This window comes from Paraglaciecola sp. (assembly GCF_030730205.1).
Taxonomy (GTDB): domain Bacteria; phylum Pseudomonadota; class Gammaproteobacteria; order Enterobacterales; family Alteromonadaceae; genus Paraglaciecola.
Map to the genome: position 1 here is coordinate 1 of NZ_JANQVQ010000247.1, position 9,723 is coordinate 9,723.

Annotated in this window: 7 protein-coding genes; 3 read left to right on the forward strand and 4 right to left on the reverse strand. The window is 42.3% G+C overall.

Annotation, left to right across the window (positions count from 1 at the left end; translation table 11 throughout):
• Positions 1 to 129 precede the first annotated feature (129 nt).
• Positions 130 to 261, reverse strand: a complete 132-nt coding sequence (locus NWQ57_RS16260; protein WP_306023217.1) for an EAL domain-containing protein — start codon at positions 259 to 261, stop codon at positions 130 to 132.
• A 178-nt stretch (positions 262 to 439) separates the two neighbouring features.
• Between NWQ57_RS16260 and NWQ57_RS16265 the strand changes: the two genes are divergently transcribed.
• Positions 440 to 1,135 (forward strand): hypothetical protein, encoded by a 696-nt coding sequence (locus tag NWQ57_RS16265; RefSeq protein ID WP_306023218.1) that lies wholly within the window; start codon positions 440 to 442, stop codon positions 1,133 to 1,135.
• A gap of 323 nt (positions 1,136 to 1,458) precedes the next feature.
• Here NWQ57_RS16265 and NWQ57_RS16270 read toward each other — a convergent pair whose 3' ends face one another.
• Positions 1,459 to 3,732, reverse strand: coding sequence for a TonB-dependent receptor (locus tag NWQ57_RS16270; protein ID WP_306023219.1), 2,274 nt, complete (start codon positions 3,730 to 3,732; stop codon positions 1,459 to 1,461).
• Between the two features lie 260 nt (positions 3,733 to 3,992).
• Between NWQ57_RS16270 and NWQ57_RS16275 the strand changes: the two genes are divergently transcribed.
• Positions 3,993 to 5,033, forward strand: a complete 1,041-nt coding sequence (locus NWQ57_RS16275) for a LacI family DNA-binding transcriptional regulator (RefSeq protein WP_306023220.1) — start codon at positions 3,993 to 3,995, stop codon at positions 5,031 to 5,033.
• Between the two features lie 92 nt (positions 5,034 to 5,125).
• Here NWQ57_RS16275 and pgmB read toward each other — a convergent pair whose 3' ends face one another.
• Together pgmB and NWQ57_RS16285 are read right to left on the reverse strand one after the other, a co-directional pair.
• Positions 5,126 to 5,773, reverse strand: coding sequence for a beta-phosphoglucomutase (pgmB, locus tag NWQ57_RS16280; protein WP_306023221.1), 648 nt, complete (start codon positions 5,771 to 5,773; stop codon positions 5,126 to 5,128).
• 1 nt (position 5,774) lies between these two features.
• Positions 5,775 to 8,090, reverse strand: coding sequence for a glycoside hydrolase family 65 protein (locus tag NWQ57_RS16285; RefSeq protein WP_306023222.1), 2,316 nt, complete (start codon positions 8,088 to 8,090; stop codon positions 5,775 to 5,777).
• Between the two features lie 160 nt (positions 8,091 to 8,250).
• Between NWQ57_RS16285 and NWQ57_RS16290 the strand changes: the two genes are divergently transcribed.
• On the forward strand, positions 8,251 to 9,477 hold the full coding sequence (locus NWQ57_RS16290) for a sugar MFS transporter (RefSeq protein WP_306023223.1): 1,227 nt from the start codon (positions 8,251 to 8,253) through the stop codon (positions 9,475 to 9,477).
• The last annotated feature ends 246 nt before the right edge of the window (positions 9,478 to 9,723 follow it).

The following is a 9,723-nucleotide window of genomic DNA, read 5'->3' on the forward strand; positions in this document are numbered from 1 at the left end:
TTGGCACCTACCGGAAAGAGCGAAAATCGGATATTTTCCACGCGCGATTTTGGATGTTTGAATGACCCCTATCCATAATATTGCAGATACGTAGTTCAGCATTATCTCGATAAACAACTCAAATGACGCTCAAATTTTCAGCTGTCGTATTTGACAAGGTTTTCCATAAAGATAACCTTGATAGTTGCGACACCCCATACTCTGTAATAATACGCGCTGCGCTACTGATTCAACGCCTTCAGCTATGACTTGCAGCTCCATTGACTACAAACACTTGCAAATGGATGGCACTTTATATGCGATTGACTATTTTTCACTTAGCTCAATTTTAAAGTACTGTTTTTATCTATCAATCGAGGGCTAGGCGTTTGTTTTACCGATCTATGATCTATAGTAAGTCGAACCAAACCTCCGATAATTCAGAATTAAGGATACAAAAATGTTGAAGCAACACAGAATGATCATGGCAATGATTGCGTTATCTTTTTCTGGTCCCGCGATGGCTCGTGCGGGCGATATCGGATTTACCTACATCGAGGGCGGTATTGTCGGCGGCTTTGTCAACGACATTGAGACATCCGCAGCGGTCACTGGGAATATCCCACTCGATCTTGAAAGCGATGCTGATGGCGGTGGATTTATTGGTGGGGCATGGCAGTTCGGAAATCAGATGCACCTGTTTGGCGAGTATGCATCACTTGGCCAAGAGCTTGAAATACGCAGCGGCACCAGCACTGTAACAGGTGAGTACGACGTGGAACGTTGGCGCATTGGTGTTGGTTATCAATACCCTGTTTCGCAAACGTTGGCTTACTACGGTCGGCTAAGCCTTGACCAGCTCGAGTTCAAGGATGCGCGCGCTGAAGGTTTTAATCTAGATGTCGACGCTAACGATAGCGGCATCGGTGCGGAGATTGGCGCTATCTGGACAGCAACGCCGACTTTGCATCTGCAGGGCCATGTGCGTTACACCGCGGTAGGTGGTATCGCGTCCAGCGGAAAAGATCCCTTCGAATCTGACGTTCTGATCGGTTTGAACGGACGCTGGCATTTCCTACCAAACATCGCACTGGTCACAGGCTACGAGTACGGGAAAATCACGACGGTGAACGTGGGCGTGCGTTTATCGTTCTAAGTGCTTCCAAATCGCCAATGTAAGATAATCTGCAGCCGGAATCTAAATTTACGCTATCGGAAAGGTGAAGGCACAGCTTAGGTTCGAGATTGTTTAAGATGGTTAAGCAAGCAAAAATCGTCGAACAAACTTGATATTAGGTAAAGCAGAGATTGCTATGAACTGCAAAAAGATCTTTGCTGATTGCCCAGTGAAATGCCTCCATTTGGCACTAACCGGCGAGGTGGCGGAGGTCTACCGGATGCAATTAGTGAATTGAAGCTTTTCAAAACAAAAAAGCCCTTGAGTTAATCAAGGGCAATACAAATAACACGAGGGAGGTGTTAGAAACTGTAGGTAATACTAAACTCAACACTGCGAGGCATAATATAGCGCCCATTTGGGCTACCTGCTGAGCGCGGATCGCCTTCCGTAATACCGTCTTTATCCGTTAAGTTGCTCACTGCAAATTGCGCTCTAAGCTGCTCGGTAATTTCAAGTTGCACGCCTAAATCAATTTTTGTGTAGCCTTCAAGCTTAACGGTATTTGCATTGTCTCCAAAACGGTCTGCCACACTTGCTAAAGTGCCATATACCGTTGCATACATATCTTGCACTTCAAAACCGTAACTAGGCGTCATTCTTAACATCCATTCTGGTTGTCGAATTGCTTGTTTGCCTATTATGTTTAAGTCGGGATGATTCGTAATTTCAGTATCTTGAACGGTGGCGTTTAGGTTGATAGCAAAGCCATTATCTGAACGGTAATTGGCGTCTACTTCTATACCTAGCGCTTCTGTTGTTAACACTTCAGCAGGTGCACCTGGGCGAGAGACAAATAATTCACCCTCAACTTCATTTGCAAAACCTGTTACATATAAACTGTAATTTTTCTCAGCCCACTTGTAACCTAGTTCGTATTGGCTTACTTCTTTAATCAAGTTGTCGCCACTTTCAAACGCACCGAAGTTATCTCGGAAGTCATCAAAGAATGGCATTTTATTGCCTTTATTGATGCGAGCGAACATGCCCATGTTCGGTTGCCACATCCAGTTAACACCAGTAGTCCATGCAATTTCTGATTCGTCATAGTCAACGGCTTTGCTAATAGCGCCGGTCAAACCTTCGTCAACAACATAAGTAATTTTGTGATTTTCGCGACGCAAGCCTGCATCAACTCGCCACTCTTCATTTAATTGATATTCAACTGCACCGTAAAACGCGCTGGTATCACCATCACCGGTGGCATCAATATCATAATTCCAGGTACAGCTAGAGAGTGAATCGTTGCAGTCAATACCGATTAATGCTTCGCCACCTTTTTCAACAACATGCCATTGCTGATTACCAATAGACCACCAATCTTGTACCGAGAAGTTAGTGGCGTAATAGCCTAGCGTAAAAACTGCATTGTCAGTGGTCTTGCTAAAAGCAATATCGTTAGTAAAAGCTTCAATATCTTTTAACACGACCCAGCGGCCAATTTGTTGTACTTGAGTATCATTATTGTAAGTATTGCCACTGACAGCACCGGTGACTGGGCCATTAATACCAGCAACATTCCCCAATGTTGTGGCACCTCCTTCGGGCACCAAGCCAAAGGTGTTTGCTTCGCCTGCAATATGGCTAAAACGGTACATTAAACGCCAGCTATCAGTTAAATCTAAATCAACTGTACCGCCCGTGATACCGCCTTTCCAGCCTCGGCCATCACCAAAGTCATAACTTTGTTTGTCGTTGTCAGGGCCATAGGCAATGCTTCCTAAGCGATTGTTCGGTCCAATTTGACTGTAACTGTTATCAACACCCGCAACATTGATAGGAACCGGTAAATGCCAAACACCGCTGTCATCGGTTTGACGTGTATAAAAATTAATTTTGCCGTTATCTAATAACTTAGTGACATTAACAGTGAATTGATGGCCTTCTTCTGCATTAAAGCCGACTTCACGAGGGCCTTCTGAACTACTTATATAACCTCCTGCCATAACAAATAAGTCATTGGCAATTTCACCGCTGATCACGCCATCAACCCGTCGTAAACCATAGCTTGATGTCGAAAACTTAACGAGTCCTTCTGTAACATCCCCCCCTTCTTTGAGTAAGAAGTTTGTTGTTAAGCCGGGTTGTCCATTTGACAGTACAGGAGTTGAACCGCCGCGAAGCGCTTCCATAAAATGAATAGTTTCATCAAGACGAAAAATTGACGAGTTTTCTAGAAACGATAAAGTTGGTGGTGGGAAAATAGGCGCTCCATTTAGCTGAATAGTCAGAAATGGTGCATCACCTGTACTAGGGAAACCACGAACAAATACATTTGCACCTGCCACGCCACCTGAGCTTTCAGCCCAAACACCAGGAACAACAGTAAATAATTCGGCAGTGCTTTTTGGCGCTAACCGGGTAATATTTTCTGCTGAAACATTGGTTACAGCATAGCTAGTATCAACTTTTAAACCACTCATACCGCTGGCTTTACCAGTGACGATGATCGTTTCAATCTGGTTGTTCTGTGTATTTTGTTCAGCTGGTGCGGTCTCGCTGCTTTGTTGAGCAACGGCCGGTAAACTAAACAGCAATACCATGGCAGCGGTAATTTTATTGAGCTGTAACGCCATTATGAATCTCCTGTCCTGTTGTTAGAAACGCGGGCTATATTTTTAATGTGTTGCCTCGCAGAACTTACCTTAAGATAGTTTGCAATCGATTGCAATACGCTGTTAGTTGATTTTGCAGTCGATTGCATAGATTTATTTGGTATAAATAAAGGTTTAGATATAGCAGACCTTAGACTGCCGTTGCTCCTCATGAGGGTATAAGGCATTATGCTCACTGAAACAGTAACAATGAATACCCGATAAAAGAACGGATAGAAGTGATGAAAAAAGCGGTAAAAGTGATGACCTTGGCTGATATTGCTAAGTTGGCAGGGGTGTCTGAATCCACCGCCTCTAGAGCTTTGCGCGACAACCCGGTGATAAACGCTAAAACGCGTGAAAAAGTTCAGTTAATTGCGGCTTCACACCAGTTCAAGGTGAATGCCACAGCGCGCAGTTTACGTACTCAAAAAAGCAATACGATCGCAGTCATAATTTTATTTGACTCAAAAACTCAACAAGCAATTAGCGATCCATTTTTACTTGATTTATTGGGTGTTATAGCCGATGAATTAACAGCTAAAGGTTACGATATGCTGTTAAGCACCAGTAAAACCACTGATAAAGATTGGCGTAATTATTACTATGACTCAAAACGAGCCGATGGATTAATTGTGATTGGCCAAGGCGAGCATGACGATCGGGTTGAGCAATTAGCATCCGCAGGTGTCCCTTTCGTAGTATGGGGGGCTGCAACGGGTGCAGAAACATTTCCTGTCATTGGAAGTGACAACCGTCAAGGCGCGCATTTGGCCGTTGCTCACTTAATAGAGCAGGGATGTAAGCGGATCGCGTTTTTAGGCGATATTCGCCACACAGAAATAGAAATGCGATACCTCGGTTACAAAGACGCTTTACAGGCCGCAAGCATTGAAATAGAGGAAGGTTTACAATTCAATACAGACTTTACGGCGCAAGCAGGTTACCTGCAAACTCAGCAAGCTTTATTTCAGCAGATTAATAAATTAGAGGGTATTTTTGCTGCCAGTGACGCAATTGCCATGGGGGCAATGAAGGCATTGTTAGAGCATGGTATAAATGTACCTCAACAGGTTGCTATTGTGGGTTTTGATGACATCGCCATGTCTGCTTATGGCACCCCTTCATTGACTACGGTGAAACAGAATACCTATGCAGGTGGCCAGTTATTGGTAGATAAGTTATTAAAACAAATGGAAGGTTTTAAAGTTACATCGCAATTGCTACCCGTTAAGCTGATTAAACGTCAGTCAACTCAGCGTCTCCAAAAACAAACCTTATAATATTGCTGCTCTTTTTAACCACGTTAAGCCTGTTTTTCTTCATCTTTGTATAAAGTTGAATGCTCACAGGCTAAACGTGTCGTTTAGTTTGTTTATAGTGCTTGTAAATCAGCTAGGTTCAGCGCGTCGATGCTTGGGTAGACGATTAAGGCATCACTCAGAAGCTCTTTATCACCAATTCCGATAGCACGCATACCTGCTCGATTAATTGCCTCGATACCAGCTACAGCATCCTCTACACCTATACAATATTCAGGTGTAACACCTAACCCTTTAGCCGCTAGCAGAAATACCTCAGGATCAGGTTTACTATTTTTCACGTAATTAGCATCAGCGATAAAATCGAACTGCGCTGCAATGCCCAAACGTTCTACAACCATTCCCGCATTTTTACTGGCTGACGCAAGACCAATTTTAATATTCAGTTGCTTTAATTCCGTAAATAGACTTTGCACGCCTGGGAATAAATCTTTTGTGCCCATATGTTCAATAAGTTTTAAGTAGTGTTCATTTTTTTGTTGCATCAATCGAGTTTCTTCTGCTTCGCTAAGTGTTCTACCCACCTTTTGCAATATCCAGCGGAGTGAGCCAAGTCGATCGACTCCTTTTAATTGTTCATTATCTTGCTCGGTAAAGGGAATGCTTAAGTCATGCGCTAAAGCTTGCCAAGCTTGAAAATGATAATGTGCGGTGTCTGTTAGAACCCCATCTAAGTCAAAAATAATTGCTCGGATCTGCATATTAACCTCCTATAGCAAATTGCACTGTTGCCGTTGCGCTGAGTTGAAAAGCTTGATCAACATGATGAAGAGTTAAAGGCTCACCCGAGATTAACTGATAAGAGGCTTGCGAAGCAGTGAGACTAACTTTAATAATACGGCCTACATAGCAAAGTCGGAACTCCAATGCTGGAAGGTCCTTGGGTAATTGTGGAGAAAAATACAAGCCTGTAGTGCGAACTCTTAAGCCAGCAAATCCCATAACCAAAGATAACCAACTACCGGCCATACACGCGATATGAACACCAACTTCGGTATTGCCATGATGGTTATCGAGGTCCATTCTGGCAGAATCACCAAAAAATGCATGAGCGCGCTCGATGTTACCCGTTTCAGCAAAAGCGATGCTATGAATGCAGCTGGAGAGACTGGAGTCATGAGTGGTCAAAGGTTCATAGTAAGCTAGATCACGAGCCTTTTGCTTTGCATTAACACGATTATCTAGTAATACATTTGCTAACACGGTATCAGCTTGTTTTAGAACCTGATGGCGATAGATAACTAAAGGATGAAAGTTTAACAACAATGGGTATTTATCTTTTGGTGTGTTTGAAAAATCCCATGGCTTTTTAGTTAAAAAACTATCGTCCTGTGCTTGAATGGCTAATTCGTTGTCGTAAGGTAAGTACATATTTTTTGCAGCGCGTTGCCATGTGTGGAGTTCTGCTTCGGTGAGACCAAATTTCTTAGCCAACTCTGGATATTCGGCAAAAATCTGCAAACTGAATTCTAATTGCAATTGCACCATGGCGTTAGTGTAGAAATTATTATTAACAATCGCAGTATATTCATCTGGACCGGTAACTTGATGAATTTCAAACCTGTCGTTCTGGCGTGGATTGAAAAAGCCAAGCTCTAACCATAACCGGTTAGTTTCTAAAAGCATTTCAGCACCCATATCACGTATAAATTGGCTGTCTGCGGTGGCCAAGTAATAGCTTCGAATCGCATAAGCGATAGCAGCATTAATATGATATTGGGCAGTCCCTGCGGGGAAATATGCAGAGCATTCTTCGCCACCAATGGTACGCCATGGATATAATGCGCCCTGTTTATGCGACATTTGTTGAGCTCGCTCGCGAGCAAAATCAAGTTGGCTGTAACGATGACAGAGTAGTTGACGAGCTGTTTCGGGTTGAGTCAGGCTTAATACGGGCACGACATATATTTCGGTGTCCCAAAAATAGTGGCCATCATAACCAGGGCCGCTTAAACCCTTAGCTCCAATATTGCTCTTGCCATTGCGACCGGCTGATTGCGCTAAGCTAAATAAGTTAAAGCGTATCCCTTGTTGCAGGGCGTCATCACCGGCAATTTTGACGTCAGCTTGTTGCCAGAAATTAGACCAATAATCCTGATGCTCCGACAACAAGCTGGCAAAACTTTTTGAACAAGCTTCTTTTAGGATCTTACCTATTTTTTCATAAAGCTTGCTGTTACTCACTTGATCGTTGTTATCGCAATACACTACAAACTTATGTAATGTTAAAGTCTCATTTTGCTTAAGGCTTAACATAAATTGCTGCTTGATGCATTGCTCGGTTGTTTCGTTAGCTAACCACTTGGCGTTATCTGGTAGCTGATGGTTCATCGCAGCTGCAACTTTACAGGTGCTACCATGTGCTTGGTGTAACATTACTGCTTGCTCTGAATCACTTTGTTGTTCTAATAAGCTGAGACTATCCGCTATCGACATTACTCCGACACGAGGATCGTCTTTCTTTTGAAAACCAGGGTAACCGGCATCTAGCAGACTTGCCAATTGAATATCACCATCAAAATTGAGTGCAGTGACACTGAACTCAATGGCTATTAAGTGTGGGTTTGCTTGAGAGACAAAGCGACGGCTTTGTAATTGTAATTTTTTACCTGTTTGGCTTTGCCACTGCCATTTTCGATGAAGCACACCTGTTTGCAAATCTAGTTGTCTTTGATGCTCGGTAGCACCAATAATGGTGACTTTTTCATCATCTACAGTGAGTTGTAATATTTTACCATTAGCTACCTGCAACATTTTATGGTTATTACGAGCAAAGCCAAAGGCGCTCTCCCCATAATTGATGGGTTCACTGCTGTACGCACCATTTAAATAGGTTCCTTCACAATTATTAACGCCATTTGGTAAAGTTTCATCAAAACTCCCCCGGCTACCAATATAACCATTACCCAAACTTAACAGCGTTTCTTTTAACATATGCAGCTCAGGGTTATAGCTAAGATCGGGTAATTGCCATTCAGCAACGCCAAGAGCATTTATTAAATCATTACGAAGTGTCATCAGTGTTCCTTGTTACAACGAGCGAGAATGGCACTATACACCCATTTAATTTGCTTTTGCAATCGATTGCAATTTGTAATTGAAACATTGTATAGTCACGAAGAACAAGGTAAAAACCTACTGCTGCCGACAGGCATAGCCTAATAAAGAGCATAAAAATATGGCAACCTTAAGAATTAAATTGGCACTACTACTAACCTATTTTGTTTTTGCAATTTTGCTAAACAGCGTAGGCACCGTCATTTTGCAGGTGATCCACACATATCAAATTAGTAAAGAAGCCGCTAGCGCGCTAGAAGGATTCAAAGATATCCCAATAGCCATTGTGTCCTTTTTAATTGCAGCTTGGTTACCTCGGCTTGGATACAAAAACGCAATGCTTATTGGTGTTAGCTTGGTTACACTTGCTTGTTTAGCTATGCCATTGTTGCCGGCATTTTTAACGACAAAATTATTGTTTTTAACAGTTGGTGCTAGTTTTGCGTTAGTTAAAGTATCGGTATATGCCAGTATTGGTGTGGTAACGCGAACGAATGCTGAGCATGCTTCGCTACTCAATTTCATTGAAGGTTTTTTTATGGTAGGCGTGCTAAGTGGTTATTGGGTCTTTGCCGCTTTTATGGATCCAGCCGCACCGCAGTCAGCTGATTGGTTGCAAGTTTATTGGTGGCTGGCAGGTTTATCTGCGTTAAACCTCATTTTACTTCTTAGCACTCGCTTTCCTGAGTTAGATTTGCCTAAGGTTAGTCATGCAGTCCAAGATTTTGTGTCTATGATTAAATTAGTTTACCGCCCCTTAGTTTTCGTCTTTATTTTATCAGCGTTTTTGTACGTGCTTATCGAGCAAGGTATTGGTAGCTGGTTACCGACGTTTAATAATGAAGTGTTAAGCTTACCTAACCAATTAAGTGTTCAGTTAACCAGTATTTTTGCTGCAAGTTTAGCAATAGGACGCTTAGCTGCCGGTGTAGTGTTAAAACATCTCAGCTGGTATTGGTTATTAAATATTTGTTTAGCCTGTATGGCCGCATTGATATTGTTAACCTTGCCGCTTACCAATAATGTTGAAGTCGCAGCTGACGTCAATTTATTTAATGCGCCTTTAGCGGCCTATTTGTTTCCTTTAATTGGTTTATTTATGGCACCCATTTACCCAGTAATTAACTCGGTCATTTTGAGTGCACTTCCAAAGGTACAGCATGCCCCGATGACAGGATTGATTGTTGTTTTTTCTGCATTGGGTGGTACTACAGGCTCTATTGTTACCGGGTTCACTTTCGCTAATTTTAATGGACAAACTGCCTTTTATTTATCACTGTTACCACTGAGTTTATTATTGGTATCCGTGGGCTTATTACGCCGACAGAGCAAGTTTAAGTCAGCATAATATGCTCGTCCTTCCTAGTAACGAAGGCGACATAATTAACTGATGTTCTTTAATTCAAAGTATTTTTCGCTAAGATGGCTAAAAGCACCATTCTTTCAAATCTTGTGCTTGATTAGTTCTTGGTTACATTACTTATATTGTTGAAAGTTTGCTGACTTGTTTGATAAAGATTGAAAACAATGACCGCTTTGAAATACTGAGCAGTCATTCGGGTTTGCAATAGAAAAAGTCTGCAATTGGCACAAA

Coding starts and splice junctions, on each gene's coding strand:
- NWQ57_RS16260 (WP_306023217.1), bottom strand. CDS start 261: ATGGAGCTGCAAGTCATAGCTGAAGGCGTTGAATCAGTAGCGCAGCGC.
- NWQ57_RS16265 (WP_306023218.1), top strand. CDS start 440: ATGTTGAAGCAACACAGAATGATCATGGCAATGATTGCGTTATCTTTT.
- NWQ57_RS16270 (WP_306023219.1), bottom strand. CDS start 3,732: ATGGCGTTACAGCTCAATAAAATTACCGCTGCCATGGTATTGCTGTTT.
- NWQ57_RS16275 (WP_306023220.1), top strand. CDS start 3,993: ATGAAAAAAGCGGTAAAAGTGATGACCTTGGCTGATATTGCTAAGTTG.
- pgmB (WP_306023221.1), bottom strand. CDS start 5,773: ATGCAGATCCGAGCAATTATTTTTGACTTAGATGGGGTTCTAACAGAC.
- NWQ57_RS16285 (WP_306023222.1), bottom strand. CDS start 8,090: ATGACACTTCGTAATGATTTAATAAATGCTCTTGGCGTTGCTGAATGG.
- NWQ57_RS16290 (WP_306023223.1), top strand. CDS start 8,251: ATGGCAACCTTAAGAATTAAATTGGCACTACTACTAACCTATTTTGTT.